The organism is Arcicella rosea, from assembly GCF_014204325.1.
GTDB classification, from domain to species: domain Bacteria; phylum Bacteroidota; class Bacteroidia; order Cytophagales; family Spirosomataceae; genus Arcicella; species Arcicella rosea_A.
Window position 1 is genome coordinate 1 of record NZ_JACHKT010000029.1, and the last position, 16031, is coordinate 16031.

10 protein-coding genes are annotated in these 16031 nt (G+C 36.3%); 9 read left to right on the plus strand and 1 reads right to left on the minus strand.

Annotated elements, in window-relative coordinates; translation table 11 throughout:
* Positions 1-168 precede the first annotated feature (168 nt).
* Positions 169-1155, plus strand: a complete 987-nt coding sequence (locus tag HNP25_RS16705) for an aldo/keto reductase (protein WP_184135970.1) — start codon at positions 169-171, stop codon at positions 1153-1155.
* A gap of 32 nt (positions 1156-1187) precedes the next feature.
* Complete coding sequence (locus HNP25_RS16710) at positions 1188-1952, plus strand: ThuA domain-containing protein (RefSeq protein ID WP_184135972.1); 765 nt, start codon at positions 1188-1190, stop codon at positions 1950-1952.
* Between the two features lie 573 nt (positions 1953-2525).
* On the opposite strand, the gene HNP25_RS16715 is transcribed toward HNP25_RS16710, so the two are convergent.
* The gene (locus HNP25_RS16715; protein WP_184135974.1) at positions 2526-3383 is read right to left on the minus strand and encodes a sugar phosphate isomerase/epimerase family protein; all 858 of its coding nucleotides are present in this window, start codon (positions 3381-3383) and stop codon (positions 2526-2528) included.
* 446 nt (positions 3384-3829) lie between these two features.
* Between HNP25_RS16715 and HNP25_RS16720 the strand changes: the two genes are divergently transcribed.
* The 7 genes from HNP25_RS16720 to HNP25_RS16750 all read left to right on the plus strand — a co-directional run bounded on the left by HNP25_RS16720 (position 3830) and on the right by HNP25_RS16750 (position 15941).
* Complete coding sequence (locus HNP25_RS16720; RefSeq protein WP_184135976.1) at positions 3830-4387, plus strand: sigma-70 family RNA polymerase sigma factor; 558 nt, start codon at positions 3830-3832, stop codon at positions 4385-4387.
* Positions 4388-4441: 54 nt separating this feature from the next.
* Positions 4442-5446 carry a FecR family protein gene (locus HNP25_RS16725; protein ID WP_184135978.1) on the plus strand — a complete coding sequence of 335 codons (1005 nt, stop codon included), beginning with the start codon at positions 4442-4444 and terminating at the stop codon, positions 5444-5446.
* 286 nt (positions 5447-5732) lie between these two features.
* On the plus strand, positions 5733-9083 hold the full coding sequence (locus HNP25_RS16730; protein WP_229202896.1) for a TonB-dependent receptor: 3351 nt from the start codon (positions 5733-5735) through the stop codon (positions 9081-9083).
* 137 nt (positions 9084-9220) lie between these two features.
* Positions 9221-10804, plus strand: a complete 1584-nt coding sequence (locus HNP25_RS16735; protein ID WP_184135982.1) for a RagB/SusD family nutrient uptake outer membrane protein — start codon at positions 9221-9223, stop codon at positions 10802-10804.
* 137 nt (positions 10805-10941) lie between these two features.
* Positions 10942-13185 carry a GH92 family glycosyl hydrolase gene (locus HNP25_RS16740; protein WP_184135984.1) on the plus strand — a complete coding sequence of 748 codons (2244 nt, stop codon included), beginning with the start codon at positions 10942-10944 and terminating at the stop codon, positions 13183-13185.
* Between the two features lie 367 nt (positions 13186-13552).
* Positions 13553-14083 carry a gluconate 2-dehydrogenase subunit 3 family protein gene (locus HNP25_RS16745; protein ID WP_184135986.1) on the plus strand — a complete coding sequence of 177 codons (531 nt, stop codon included), beginning with the start codon at positions 13553-13555 and terminating at the stop codon, positions 14081-14083.
* A gap of 142 nt (positions 14084-14225) precedes the next feature.
* On the plus strand, positions 14226-15941 hold the full coding sequence (locus tag HNP25_RS16750; protein ID WP_184135989.1) for a GMC oxidoreductase: 1716 nt from the start codon (positions 14226-14228) through the stop codon (positions 15939-15941).
* Positions 15942-16031: the final 90 nt, after the last annotated feature.

A 16031-nucleotide genomic window follows, 5' to 3' on the forward strand; every position in this document is an offset into this window, starting at 1 on the left:
ATATGACAGATTACTTTTTTATCCCATTTTGAAGTAAATACAAAATTGTACTTTTTTAAGCAAATAAAAATCTTTTGCAAGATATGAGCTTTTTAGGTTATTTTAGAAAAAAAGCTCATAACTCACTGCTTTTCTAATAAAAGATAAACAAAAATAACGAACCCAACAATGCAATATAGAAAATTAGGAAAAACAGGTTTCGACATCTCAGAAATCAGTTTAGGTACTTGGCAAGTAGGTGGAAAATGGGGTGCAGATTTTAGTCATGAAACAGCAGATGCTATTTTAAATACTGCCGTAGATGCTGGTATTAATTTTATTGATACTGCCGATGTCTATGGCAATGGCGAAAGCGAAAAAGCAGTTGGAAGGTTTGTAAAAACTCGTTCTGAACGCCTTTTTGTGGCTACAAAATGTGGACGTCAATTAAATCCTCATGTAAATCAATCTTATCAACCTGCGGTACTTCGCAAATTTGTGGAAGATAGTTTGACCAACATGGGTTTAGAAACCCTTGATTTGATTCAACTACACTGTCCGCCAACGGAAGTATATTATCGTCCAGAGATTTTTGAATTATTCGACCGTTTGAAAGATGAAGGAAAAATCTTGAATCTAGGTATCAGTGTCGAGAAAGTAGAAGAAGCTTTGAAAGGAATCGAGTACGATAACGTTACTTCGGTACAAATTATCTTCAATGTTTTCCGTCAGCGTCCTGCTGAATTGTTTTTTGAACAAGCCAAGAAAAAAGACATTGGTGTAATTGTAAGAGTACCTTTGGCGAGTGGTTTATTGACTGGAAAATTCTCTAAAAATTCTACTTTTACCGAAGGCGACCATCGTAATTTCAACCGAAATGGCGAGCATTTCGATAAAGGTGAAACTTTTTCGGGTATCGACTACGAAACTGGCTTATCGGCTGTGGATGAATTGAAGGCTTTATTTCCAGAACACCCGAACTTAGCACCAATCGCCTTGCGTTGGATTTTACAACACGATGCCGTAAGTACAGTTATTCCGGGGGCTTCTCGTCCAGAACAAGTATTATCAAATTTAGATGTTTTCAACATTGCTGACTTAACAACACAACAAGTTTCTAGTATCAATCAAGTGTACCAACAGCGTATTAAACCATTGGTTCATCAATTGTGGTAGTATATTCTAACTTAATTCTTAACAATTCAAAAATGAAAAATAACCTCCTTAGAAGTACGCTGATATTTTTGTTGGCTTTGTCATTTACTAGCACCACTTTCGCACAGCAATTTAAAGTGTTGCTTTACACTAAAACTGCTGGCTTTCACCATGAATCAATTCATGAAGGCGTAGCAGCGATTCGTCAATTGGCGGCTCGCCATAATTTCTCGGTTACTTGGCAAGAAAATGCTACTGTTTTCAACGATAAAGATTTGGCAAATTTCAGTGCTGTAATTTTCTTAAACACAACTGGTGATATTTTGAATGATGAACAACAAGCAGCATTCGAGAAATTTATTCGTTCAGGAAAAGGTTATGTGGGAATTCATGCAGCATCGGATACTGAGTACGATTGGACTTGGTACACTAAAATGGTGGGTATGATGTTCAAAATTCACCCTGCACAGCAAACGGCTTATTTGAAAGTTGAAGATAGCAACTTTCCAGGAATGGAGCGTTTCCCTAAAAAATTCCTTTGGACAGACGAATGGTATGAATTTGGCGACCTAAAATCAACAGATTTACATTATTTGATTTCGGTAGATGAAAAATCTTATGAGCCTTATGCAAAATGGGGAACAAACGAAGGAAAAGGAATGGGCAAATTCCACCCAATTTCTTGGTACCATAACTACGATGGCGGTAGAGCATTCTATACTGCTTTAGGACATATTCCATTGACGTTCTCTGACCAAACTTTCTTAGATCATATCTATGGCGGTATTTACTGGGCAGCTACTGGTAAAGGTTTGTAGAACTTATCTGTTTCAATGAATTGATTCGAGTTTATACCTCAAAAAAAATCCTCATATCAACGATATGGGGATTTTTTTGTTTGCCCGAACAACCACAAGGCTTTGTATATACAATGATAATATGTTCCAAAATGATTGACCTAATCCACATTTGTATCTAAGCATTTCTTAACAGAAACAGATGAGATACAAGTGTTTCTAAGTATTTGTCAATAGAAATATATTAGATACATATATTTATAAAAATTTTCCCACAGAAACATAATGGATACAAATGTTTCTAAACATTTTCTAACAAAAACAGAATAGATATAAGTGTATCTGAGCATTTTCCGACAGAAATAGAATAGATACAAGTGTTTCTAGTCATTTTCCAATATAAATAGATTAGATACAGGTATTTCTTAGCATTTTCCAACAGAAACAGATTAGATACAGATGTTTCTGAGTATTTTCCACTGAAAAATACTCAGAAACATTTTTTGATTTTCACATGAATTATGAAGGGAATGGTCATCATCATATCAATCGCTAAAAATGCTCAAAACTGACAGCTCATCGCTGAATACTATCTTACAGCCCCTTTAAATAAGTAATACTCAAAGGCACATTTTCTAATTCGTGTTCGCTTTCGTCTTCAATAAAGTAATGTTTGATACCAATCTTTTTGGCTATCTTCAAAATCGCTGGCCAATTGGCTTGTCCTGTTCCCAAAACCACATCATTCTCTGCTGGAGTATGTCCAGAAAAATCACCTACTATGCCTTTTTTCAAATCTTTCACGTGCATCAATTTCCAGCGAGAACCATATTTTTGTAACAAAGCTTCTGGATTCGCTCTGCCATGAAGTGTCCATAAAACATCCATTTCAAAAGACACATAAGCAGGATTGGTATTCTTTACCAAATAATCGAAAAGTGTTCCGTCTTCATAAGGTCTGAATTCATAACCGTGGTCGTGATAACAGAAAGTAAGTCCGTTTTCTTTCAATACTTTTCCTGCCTTGTTGAAAACTGCTACCGCTTTTTTAATATCCTCAATGGTAAATTCATTGCCTTTGTGGGGAATCCATGCACACATCACATATTTTGCACCCAAAGCCTTGGCATTATCCACAACCTCTTGCGTGTTGCTCTCCAATTGTTCATAACTACAGCCCGCCGAAGGAATACTAATACCTCTGTCGTTACAAAGTTTTTTATAATCAGCATTACTCATCCCTTTTGCTCCGCTACTTTCTATCTCTGTAATGCCCATTGCTTTGATTTTATCCAAAGTATTTTCAACAGAAACAGGGAAATGATTACGAAAAGTATAAGCTTGCACACCAAATGGAAAGTTAAATAATGGTTTTGCTTTTTGGGCAAAAGTATCGCCGATACTCACCAAGAACAGCAAAGTAAGAGCGATAGTATAAAATTGTTTTTTCATGATTTGTGAAATTTATAATTGAATTGGATGATTGAATGCTAAAAAAATAAGAGACGTAAGCCAGATTCATTTTTGTGTAAAAACTCCGCCGTTTTAGCAATTTGTTCTTTAGTTCGACACGAAAAACCACTAAAATCAACAGCAATTACAGCAGGCTTTTGGTTTCTTGAATGGCTTTTTGTCGATTTGTGCTTGAGCAGATTCCACAAAAACAATACAGAATAACAGAAGTACAAGTAGTTTTTGCATGCTTCAAAGCTTTAAATGGAGGAGATAATAGATAATTCTTTAAAAATATTGCGTAGAAAATCAACATCTACCCTTTTCTGAATGTAAGCATACAGAATAGAAGCATAAATTGCATTTTAAAAATATTTTTTAAAATCATTTAGGGATTTTGGCGACTTGTTTGACTATACATCAAATATTGATTCCGGAACAATCACATGAAGCATTCACAACTAAGCGATGAACAATTGATAGACTTTCTGAAGAGGGACGATAAAAAAGCCTTTGAGGAAATCTATCATCGCTATTGGTACAAACTTTTTGGCGTTGCCTATCACGAAACAGGCACTAAAGAAGAAGCTGAAGAGCTTGTTCATGATTTGTTTGAAAGTCTTTGGTTAAAACGAGAACAGTTGAATATTCGTTTTTTGAGTGCCTACTTGGTGGTTTCGATAAAACACTTAACAACCAATTATATCAAATCCCAAATCACGAATAGAAAATTTCAGGAGTACATCATTTTCCATGAAATCAGGCAGTCGTTCTCTACAGAAGAAATTGTACATTTTGCAGATTTATCAAAAGCAGTAGATGAAGTATTGAAAAAATTACCAGAAAAAACCTGCGAAGTATTTAAGATGAGTCGATTTGAAAATCAATCTGTCAAAGACATCGCCCAACGTTTAGCTCTAAGTGAAAAAGCGGTAGAGTATCACATTACCAAATCGCTGAAAGTACTTAGAGAAAACTTAAAAGTATATCATGCTGATAATTAATTCTTCAATGCCTATTGTTTACAATTTCACATCAAATTCCAGCAAATACGAAAGATGAACCAATACGATTTCGATAAATTACTAGAAAAATACCTTGAGGGCACTTGCACAAAAGAGGAAGAAGCGATAATAAGGGAGTGGTCGGATAATATGCTAAAACATAGCGAACTTAGGTTGAATTCAAACGAAAAAAGCAATATTGAACAACAGCTTTGGGCAAGAATTCAACAAAGTTTATTTCCTAAAAATAAAACCGTACTTCGCTTCAAATGGACGGCTGTTGCCGTGGCGGCTTCCTTGATTATAGGTATTTTTGGCATATTTTATTATCAAAAAACTACGGCATACAGCCATTCATTCACAGAAAGTATCGCCAGCAATTTAGGCGTAATTGAAGTAAAAAATACCTCTAATAAACCACAAAAAATTAAATTAGAAGACGGCAGTGAAATCGTACTGAAAGCAGAAAGCAGCATTAGTTATCCAGAACATTTCAACGATAAAACCCGCAGTGTCTATTTAAAAGGTGAAGCATTTTTCAAAGTAAAAAGAAACCCTTCAAAACCATTTATTGTACATACCCGTGATTTAGTGACAGAAGTATTAGGCACAAGTTTCACCATCAAATCTTACGATGATTCAAAAGCGATTGAAGTCTTAGTAGCTACAGGAAGAGTATCGGTTTATGAAAATTCAGAAGATAATGTTACTCATAAAAATGGCGTAATTCTAACCCCAAACCAGAAAATTGTTTTTGATAAAGAAACGAAAAAACTGATTCCAAGTTTGGTTGAAAATCCAGTTATCGTGAATATTCCTGCTACAACATTAGATTTCATTTTTGAAGAAACTCCACTTACAGAAGTATTAGAACGTTTGAAAGAAGCTTATCAAATAGAGTTTGTAGTTGAAAATCATGAACTCAATAAATGTGTATTCACCGCAGATTTAAACGAAATTTCTTTACATAACCAGCTTGATTTAATTTGTAAATCGGTCAACGCTACTTACGAACAGCGTGGAACGGTGATTTTTATCAACGGTACAGGATGTCAGTGAAGAATTGTGAATGATGAGTTATGAATTGTGAATTAATAATTTTTACTCCCGATTCACAACTCATCATTCACAATTCACAACTTAAAATTCCAAATTCATAACTCATAACTCAAAACGCTTAATTCCCTTTAACTCCATGAAAACATAGTCGCTTTCAAATGAAAAAGCCGATAATGTTACGAGCATTACCGGCCTAAGAAACCCCACCAAACGCCAATTCGGTGACATCAGGACGATGTTCAGGGTTTGTTTTTCCACATTTCACAGTTTAAAAACAGTTAAAAGTATGAAAAAAAAATTATCATTTAAAAAGATTCTCTCCAAAGCGATGCGAATTACCATTACTCAATTATTCCTCTCGATTATTTGTTGCGGAATTTCCCTCGCCAACAATGCTTTTTCGCAAGAGGTACTCAATAAAAGTATTACGCTAAGAACTGGGACGAGTACTGTTAAAAAAGTATTATTCCTGATAGAGAAGAAAGCAGATGTAAAGTTTGTGTATAGTCCAAATGCCATTCAGGCAGAGCAAATTGTGTCTTTTGATTTTACTGATGATAAATTATCAAAGGTTTTAGAGAAACTTCTTAGTCCATTAAATATTTCGTATGAAGTAATGGACAATCGTATTCTTCTTCGTAAAAAGACGGTTACTGAAAAAGAAAATATTCAAACAATCATCCCAAACGAAATAATCGCCGAACAAAGTATCACGGGAACAATCACCGATGAAAAGGGACAAGTATTACCTGGCGTTTCGGTTCTGGTAAAAAATACCAACAGAGGTACTGCAACAGACAACAAAGGTCAATATAAAATTGCAGTGCCAGACGGTAACAACACCTTGGTTTTCTCATTTGTGGGTTATCAGAAACAAGAAATTGCGGTGGCTGGTCGCTCGGTAATCAACGTTTCGATGTTGGTTGAAAACCAAAGTTTGGAAGAAGTTGTAGTAGTTGGTTATGGTACGCAGTCTCGTAAAAACTTAACAAGTGCTATTACAACCATCAAACCAGAAGATATGAACAGAGGTGCCATCAGTGATGTTGGTCAGTTATTACAAGGAAAAGTACCAGGATTGAACATCACAAGAAGTGGTGACCCTAACCGTGCGGCGGCTATCATTTTACGTGGAGCTTCTTCATTACGTGATGGTGCACAATCACCCTTATTCGTTATTGACGGTGTGCCGGGTGCAGATATTTCTTTGATTGCTCCAGATGATATTGCCACAATGGATATTTTGAAAGATGCTGCTGCAACTGCAATCTATGGTAACCGTGCTGCTAATGGAGTAATCATGGTTACGACCAAACGTGCTAATAAAGGACAAATGCAGGTTTCGTATAGTTCATATATGGCAATCGACAAAGTATCTAAGCAGTATGAAATGATGGACGCCAACCAGTTGAAAACATTTTTAACAAAAAATGGACAAGCTCTATCCCCAGAAGATGATTTAGGTGCTAATACCAATTGGCAAGATGCCGTACAACGTAGTTCAGCCATTAGCCAAAACCATAATATTTCTTTTGGTGGTGGAAACGAGAATACAATTTATAATGCAAGTATTAACTATTTCGACCAAGAAGGTGTCATTAAATCAAGTGCTTTAAATCGTGTTGTCGCAAGATTATCAATCGAACAAAAAGCGTTTAATGATAAGTTGAAATTGGGTTTATCAGTAACCAATTCGGTAAGTGATGCAAAATGGGTTCCTTATAGAAACACTGTTTTAGCCCAAATGTTGACTTATTTACCGACGGCTCCTATCCATAATGAAGACGGTTCTTTTTATGATAACTTTAGTAAATCAAGTTATTATAATCCTGTTTCATTAATCGAAAACGCAGAAGAACGTTTGAAGTACAAGAGTTTAATAGGAACTTTCTTCGGACAGTTAAAACTTCCTTTAGGTTTTACTTATGATATAAAATTCTCGTACCAAAACTTTCAAACAAATTATGGAGCATACTACAACAGTTATTATACCCAATATTATAATAACATCCGTAGCACACCAGAACCTCCAGGAAACCCATCTTTCATCAATTTAGTGGGTGCAAATGGTTTGGCTACCAGAAATGCGTATCAGAATACTCAGAGTTTATTAGAAACGTATCTTACTTGGGATAAGCAAATCGGCGACCATTCATTAAACGCCGTTGTAGGTTATTCTTGGCAAGAAAGTATCAATGGCGACGGTTTTCAAGCAACCAGCACCAACTTCCCTGTTGATGCCGTTGGTTATAACAATTTAGGTTTAGGAAACCCTTATGCAGTCAATTCTTTCAGAGTAAACTATGGCGGTGATAATTACCAACAAGTACGTTTGATTTCAGATTTTGGTCGTTTTAACTATAACTACAAAAACAAATACCTTTTACAGGCTTCTGTACGTAGAGATGGTTCATCGGTCTTTGGTTTGAACAGACAATGGGGTTATTTCCCAGCAGTTGGTTTTGCATGGAGAATCGACCAAGAGGCATTCATGGAAAAACAAAACGCATTTAGTGAACTTAAACTCCGTATGAGCTACGGAACAACTGGAAACTCATTAGGTTTCAGTCCATATACAACCAAATTGATTTACGGTAATGTTGGTACTTTTTATTACAATGGAAGCCAACAATCTGCTATCGGAGCTTTACAGAATGAAAATCCAGATTTAGGATGGGAAAAAACTGCTACCGCTAACATCGGTCTTGATTTTGCCATTGCTAAAGGAAAAGTAAGCGGTACTTTAGAAGTATATGATAAAACAACTTCTGATTTGATTTGGACCTATCCAGTAAGTACTGTGTTATATCCAAATGGTTCATTAACGGCCAATGTTGGAAAAATGAGCAATAAAGGTGTTGAATTTACCTTGAATGTTAATGCCGTAAAAACCAACAACTTTTCTTGGAATACAACCCTCAATTTAGCACATAATCAAAACAAGATTGTCAGTCTTTCAAATTCAACGCTGAAAACAGATTCTGTAAAAATTGTACAACCTGATGGCGGTGGACAAACTGGTGAAACCATTCAATTAATTGTGGCGGGTCAACCAATTGGGCAATTTTTTACTTATGAATATGCTGGAAAAGATGCTAATGGCGTTTCGCAATATTACAATGCAAAAGGTGAACTTACGACCAAACCCGTTAGCGTAAAAGACTACAAAGCTTTGGGAAATGCTCAACCAAAATTATTATTGGGTTGGTCGAACAACTTCACTTATAAAAACTTTGATTTGAATATTTTCATGAGAGCTGTTTTAGGTAATAAAATCATGAACGTTACTCGTGCTGATTTGTTCAGACCAAGTACTGCCAGATTTACTAACATTCCTGTTGAAGTGGCCGAAGAATCAGCAAACGATTTCAACTCTTATCGTTACTCATCTCGTTTCTTAGAAAACGGAAGTTATTTACGTTTGGATAATGCTACATTGGGTTATTCCTTCAAAAATATTACAAAAGAAATCAAGCGTATTCGTTTGTATGCCTCTGTCAATAACTTATTTGTGATTACAGGTTACAAAGGTATCGACCCTGAAATCAATCAAGGCGGAGTAGCCCCAGGTGTTGACTCGAATAATTTTTATCCTAAAACTCGTACTTTCTTGTTTGGGTTATCAGCTTCTTTTTAAGAACAATAAAATTATTCAAACTGTACTTCAAGCCCTAGCGATGAGTAAGAGCTTTTTACCAAATTAACAGAAGTTTAAAAATTCTGAAAAATGGCTAATAAAGAAGTACTGTTCAAAACTATTAATTCTAGCAACAGATGAAAAAAATATTTCAATTCTTAATAACCATTGCCAGTGCAGCTGGGTTGATGTCCTGCCATGACTTAGACATCCCCGTAACGACCGCATTAACGCCAGAGATTTTTCCGCAAACGGAAACACAATTTATTCAGGCGGCTGGTCCAACTTATAATTCATTCAGACAAAGTTTTGCGGTTGAGTATTGGTTTTTACAGTCATTAAGTACCGATGAAGCTATTTTGCCCGCTCGTGGTGGAAACTGGTTTGATGGCGGACGTTATGAACAACACCATAAACACACTTGGAATCCTGATAATGCACACGTACAAGGTTCTTGGAACTGGTTAACAACAACAGTTAGTACAAGTAATCAAAACATTTTCTTGATTTCAAAAGCACCAGAATCTCCTGCTAAATCAACGAGTTTGGCAGAACTAAGAACCATGCGTGCGATGTGTTATTTTATGATGATGGATTTATGGGGAAATGTACCTATTTCAACTAAATTTGGTGATACTACAACAGCAAAAACAAGCCCAAGAGCAGAGGTATTTAAGTTTATTGAGAAAGAACTACAAGAAAGTATTCCAAACCTTAGTGCTGTGGTTGGTCAAGAAACTTATGGTCGTCCGAATAAATTCACAGCTTATGCTATTTTAGCAAAAATGTATTTGAATGCTGAGGTTTATACAGGTACTCCACGTTGGAACGATGCCATTATTGCTTGTGATAATATTATCAGTTCTGGAAAATACGCTATTGAAAGTGATTATCGTAAAATGTTTTTTATCAATAATGGGCCGCAAATCAAGGAATTTATTTTCGCTATTCCTTATGATGCCTCCGCTCCTAACGGTTATATGTTTTATGCTAGATACTCACTACCAAGATCTTTGCGTGCGAAATACAGCTTGCCTTTTACACCAAGTTCAGCAGCAAGTACACTTCCAGAATTTTATAAGTACTTCAACGATGCAAAAGATGTAAGAAATCAGCAATGGATTACTGGAAAACAATTTGATTACAAAGGCAATCCAGTAATGGTAAGCACAACTAAAAAAGGCTTTGACGAAGACTATCAAGGTGCAGATGCTGGAGTAGGTCTATCTTATCAAGTTGACATAACGCCAGATGTTATAATTAAAAAACCTGCAACATTCGATTTAGGTAATGATGAAAAAGCTTGGAATATGGGTTATCGTAACAACAAATTCTATGCTGATAGTACTTCGGCAACTAGAAACCAAAATAACGATGTACCCATTTTCAGATATGCCGATGTATTGTTAATGAAAGCTGAAGCAATTGCTAGAGGTGGTTCTGCGACAAACGGACAAACAGCCATCTCATTAGTAAACGAAGTAAGAAGTAAACGTACAACTTCAGCCGCTTGGACTTCAGTTACTTTACAACAACTTTATGAAGAAAGAGCAAGAGAATTTGCTTGGGAAACTTGGCACCGCAATGATATGATTCGTTTTGGCAAATACGAAGATACTTGGGCTGCAAAAACGGATAAAGATGTTAAAAAACGCCTTTTCCCAATTCCAACCAATGCTTTGCAATTGAACAGATCATTAACGCAAAACCCTGGTTATTAAAATTTATTTGACTGACTAATTATCAATAGCTTTGCATCAAGGAATTTTCTTGATGCAAAGCTATTTTTTCAAATAATCGTTATTGTTCAAGCTGAAAAATCACCATAAAACGTATTAGTAACATATTCTAAATAAACATGAATTATAAAAAAATTCTTTTTACACTGTTATTGCCTTTCGGAAGTATAGCACAAAAACAGCCCGCAGATTATGTCAATCCGCTGATTGGTTCAGCACCAAGTACCACAGAAAGTGCCAAGAAACACAGTGAAGCAGGTTCAGAAATGAAAGGGCAAATTGTACCAGCCATTGGCGTGCCACAAGGTATGACTTCGTGGACTCCTCAAACCAGAGCAACCGAATTAAAATGTATTCCGCCATTTTATTATAACGATACTAAAATTCAAGGTTTCAGAGGAACACACTGGATGAATGGCAGTTGCGTGCAAGACTACGGAAGTGTTACCATCATGCCAATGTCTGGAAAATTAAATATAAATACGACCGACAGAGGAAGTGATTTTGATCGAAAAACAGAAATTGTAAAACCATCTTACTACCAAGTAACGCTGAAAAATGGCAACATTAAAGCGGAAATGACGGCTCTTTCTCGTGCTGGATTTTTACAGTTTAATTTCAGTCAAAATCAAGAAAATTATATTGTTGTTGAACCAAATTCAGATGAAGGCGAAGGTTTTGTAGAAATTCATCCCGAAAAAAATGAAATCGTAGGTTATAATCCCGTTCACCGAATTTATCAAGGTGTTGGAAAACCAGCAGGTTTTAGCGGTTATTTCGTTATCCAATTCGACCAACCTTTTACTGATTTTGGCGTTTGGAAAAACAATGAAATCACTTCAAACATAACAAAAGCACAAGGAAACGGACAAAAACAAGCTGTTGGTGCTTACGCACAATTTGGCAATAAATTAGTAAAAGTACGCATCGGTACTTCTTTCACAAGTTTGGAAGGAGCCAGAAAAAATTTAGAAAGTGAAATCAATCATTGGGATTTTCCCAAAACTCGCCAAGCATCCAATAACGCTTGGAACAAAGCTTTGGGCAAAATTCAAGTAAAAGGTTCGGAGTATGATAAAACCTTGTTTTACTCAGCCCTCTATCATGCCAAACTTACTCCAAGAGTATTCTCGGATATTGATGGTACTTACACTGGTTTTGCCGATGATGATAACATTTATCAAGCCAAAGGATTTGATTATTATGAAGATTATAATCTGTGGGATACTTATCGTGCGGTACATCCTTTGCATACTTTATTAGAACCAAAAATAACGGCAGATATGATGCAATCTTTGGTTAAAAAAGCTGAACAAGGCACTTGGTTGCCCATTTTTCCATGCTGGAATAATTATACCGCTGCCATGATTGGCGACCACGCTACCGCTGCCATTGGCGACGCCTACATCAAAGGCATCAAAGGTTTTGATATAAAAACGGCTTACCAATTCATGCGAAAAAATGCTTTTGAAGTAAATATAGACCAAAAAAGTTATGAAGAAGGAAAAGGCAGAAGAGGCTTATCGTCTTATTTACAGTACAATTATATTCCTTTAGAAGATTCTGTTTGGCAGGCATTTCATAAAAGAGAACAAGTTTCACGTACTTTAGAGTACGCTTATGATGATTTTGTATTGGCACAAGTAGCCCAAAAATTAGGCGAAAAAGCGGATTATGAAACGCTGATGAAACGTTCTAAAAATTATCAAAACGTCATCGACCCACAAACTGGCTACGCTCGTGGACGTTATGCCAATGGTACTTGGATTAAACCTTTCGACCCATTTGCACAGCGTAGTAGTTTCATTACCGAAGGCTCACCAGCCCAATATACTTTCTATGTTCCACAAGATGTGGAGGGTTTGATTAAACACATTGGCGGAAAAAAACGCTTCATTGAAAAATTAGACACATTGTTCGAACAAGGTTATTATTGGCACGGAAACGAGCCGAATAATCAGATTGTATATTTGTACCCTTTTGCCAATCAGGCTTGGAAAACACAGGAAAAAGTACGCCAGATTATCAGAGAAGAATACGATATTACTGCTGGCGGAATGAGTGGAAATGAAGACGGCGGGCAAATGTCGGCTTGGTTGGTTTTCAGCATGATGGGCTATTATCCTGTTTGTCCGGGTACGCCAAATTATATCATTGGTAGCCCAACATTTGAAGAAACGACTTTGAATTTACCAAATGGAAAAACCTTTAAAATCATCGCCAAAGGCAACTCTGCCAAAACACCTTACATTCAATCAGCAACACTCAACGGAAAACCATTCACTCAAAATTTCTTGACGCATCAACAAATTATGGCAGGTGGAATTTTAGCATTGAAAATGAGTAGCCATAAAAGTTTATGAGTTTAAGGTTTATGAGTTCATGAGATTAATATTTATAGTTTCAAAACTAAACTTTGTAACCATTAAAATATACTTAAAACCTCATAAACCGTAAACTCATACTTAAAACCTCATAAACCGTAAACTCATACTTATGACCTCATAAACCGTAAACTCATACTTATGACCTCATAAACCGTAAACTCATAAACTCCATAAACCTTAAACTCATAAACTCCATAACAACACAGGGTAGCATTAAATTATTTCATTAAAAAGTTTAGTTCAACGTCAATTGATACTGTTTTTTTCTTTACTTTACTATCTAATAAAAACTACTGCGTACAGCTTTCAATAAAAATCTAATAATCAATCATTTAACTAAAATATGAACCGTAGAGAAGCCGTCCAACGAGTTGCCCTTCTGATGGGAGGTGTGCTTTCAGCCCCTTTAATGGCAGGAGTAATGGGACAAATCATCAATACAGGAGACAGCGTATCCGTAAGTATTGAGCAAGAAACATTACTAGCAGAAGTAGCTGATATTATCATTCCAACAACTGACACTCCGGGTGCAAAAGCTGCTGGTGCTGAGAAATTTATTGTACGTGTAATGCGTGATTGTTACAAAAAAGAAGATCAAGATAAGTTTTATACAGGTTTGGCAAAATTAGATGCTGATAGCAAAACTAAATTTGGTAAAGGTTTTATTGAATTAGATATAGTTCAGAAAAACGAAATGGTAAAATTGAACACTGTAAATGACAAACCTTTCTTTATGAGAATGAAAGAATTAACAGTAACTGGCTATTTTACTTCTGAAATTGGTGCAACTAAAGCGTTAGAGTACTTGCCTATTCCGGGGAAATTCCAAGGTTGTGTTCCTTTGAAACCGGGACAAAAAGCGTGGGCGTTGTAAAATTATGAGTTAAGAGTTATGAATGATGAGTTTTAGTGTTTGTTCTCCAAATTCATCAGTTATTCCTCAAAATCATTATCTAATTTATCTTATAAAACCAAAAGCTAGTAGCTCATCGCTCACAGCTTAAAAATATCAAGAGATGTCTAATTTGAATATAGATGCAGTGAAAGGAATGACTTACGATGCCATTGTAATTGGTTCGGGCGTTTCTGGTGGTTGGGCTGCTAAAGAGCTAACTGAAAAAGGTTTGAAAGTACTTATGCTCGAAAGAGGTAAGCAATTAGAACACGTTACTGGCTACGAAAATGCCATGAAAGACCCTTGGGAAATGAAATACAATGGTCGCTTAACGATAGAACAAAAAGAATCTCATCCAAAATTAGCCCGTGATTATCCATACAACGAAATGACGGAAAAATACTGGATGAACGATTCAGACTCATTGTATAAAGAAGAAAAACGTTTCGACTGGTATCGTCCCAATATTGTTGGTGGGAAATCAATCATGTGGGGTCGTCAATCTTATCGTTTAAGTGATATTGACTTTGAAGCAAATTTAAAAGATGGTATCGCAGTCGATTGGCCAATTCGTTATAAAGATATTGCTCCTTGGTATTCTTATGTTGAAAAATTCGCTGGAATTTCAGGAGAAAAATTAGGTTTACCTCAATTGCCAGACGGCGAATTCCTTCCTCCAATGGAAATGTTCTGTGTGGAAAAAGAAGTAAAACAACGTCTTGAAAAAAACTTCCCAGGTCGTAACCTAACGATGGGACGTGTTGCCAACCTTTCGGAAGCAGCAAAAGAACAATTAGGAATTGGTCGTTCTTCTTGTCAATACCGTAACAAATGTTCTTTGGGTTGTCCATTCGGAGCTTACTTTAGTACACAATCTTGTACTTTGCCTCCAGCAGCTAAAACAGGTCGTTTAACTTTACGTCCTGATTCAATCGTAACAGAAATCATGTACGATGAAAACAAGAAAAAAGCAACAGGTGTGCGTGTTCGTGATGCAGTAACGATGCAAGACCGAGAATTCTTCGCTAAAATCATTTTCGTTTGTGGTGGAGCTATTGGCTCTACTTCATTGATGATGAATTCTACGTCAAATCGTTTTCCTGAAGGTATGGGTAATGATTCTGGTCAATTAGGACATAACTTGATGGATCATCACTTCCGTACGGGTGCTTCTGGTACTTGGGAAGGTGATTTAGATAAATATTACTACGGTCGTAGAGCGAATGGAATTTATGTACCTCGTTACCGTAACATCGGTTCTGATAAACGTGATTACTTACGTGGTTTTGGTTACCAAGGTGGAGCAAGTCGCCAAGGCTGGCAACGCAATGTAGCAGAACTTACATTTGGTGCTGACTACAAAAACGAAGTAACACAACCGGGTAACTGGTCGATGGGCTTAGGCGGTTTCGGTGAAACTTTACCGTATTACGAAAACAAAATGTACCTTGACAAAACCACTAAAGATAAGTGGGGATTGCCAGTAGTAGTATTCGATGCAGATTTACGTGAAAACGAAAAGAAAATGCGTGTGGATATGATGAACGATGCTAAAGAAATGCTAGAAGCATCAGGTGTGAAAAATGTAAAAACGTATGACAATGGTTCTTACTTAGGAATGGCTATTCACGAAATGGGAACAGCTCGTATGGGACGTGACGCTAAAACTTCGATACTAAATTCGCACAACCAAGTACACACTGTGAAAAACGTATTTATGACTGACGGTGCTGCTATGACTTCTGCTTCATGTGTAAATCCATCGCTTACTTATATGGCTTTAACAGCAAGAGCAGCAGATTTTGCTGTTAAAGAATTAAAGAAATTGAATCTTTAGTAATATTCAATCCAATAAAAATCCCTACAGGAATTGTTTCTTGTAGGGATTTTTTTGTTGAGTTGAATCCAAACTTATCACTAGGGCTGG

Bases quoted from the DNA above. Each gene is read 5' to 3' on its own strand.
- HNP25_RS16750 (WP_184135989.1), top strand. From the start codon at position 14,226: ATGTCTAATTTGAATATAGATGCAGTGAAAGGAATGACTTACGATGCC.
- HNP25_RS16720 (WP_184135976.1), top strand. From the start codon at position 3,830: ATGAAGCATTCACAACTAAGCGATGAACAATTGATAGACTTTCTGAAG.
- HNP25_RS16725 (WP_184135978.1), top strand. From the start codon at position 4,442: ATGAACCAATACGATTTCGATAAATTACTAGAAAAATACCTTGAGGGC.
- HNP25_RS16745 (WP_184135986.1), top strand. From the start codon at position 13,553: ATGAACCGTAGAGAAGCCGTCCAACGAGTTGCCCTTCTGATGGGAGGT.
- HNP25_RS16735 (WP_184135982.1), top strand. From the start codon at position 9,221: ATGAAAAAAATATTTCAATTCTTAATAACCATTGCCAGTGCAGCTGGG.
- HNP25_RS16715 (WP_184135974.1), bottom strand. From the start codon at position 3,383: ATGAAAAAACAATTTTATACTATCGCTCTTACTTTGCTGTTCTTGGTG.
- HNP25_RS16740 (WP_184135984.1), top strand. From the start codon at position 10,942: ATGAATTATAAAAAAATTCTTTTTACACTGTTATTGCCTTTCGGAAGT.
- HNP25_RS16710 (WP_184135972.1), top strand. From the start codon at position 1,188: ATGAAAAATAACCTCCTTAGAAGTACGCTGATATTTTTGTTGGCTTTG.
- HNP25_RS16705 (WP_184135970.1), top strand. From the start codon at position 169: ATGCAATATAGAAAATTAGGAAAAACAGGTTTCGACATCTCAGAAATC.
- HNP25_RS16730 (WP_229202896.1), top strand. From the start codon at position 5,733: ATGAAAAAAAAATTATCATTTAAAAAGATTCTCTCCAAAGCGATGCGA.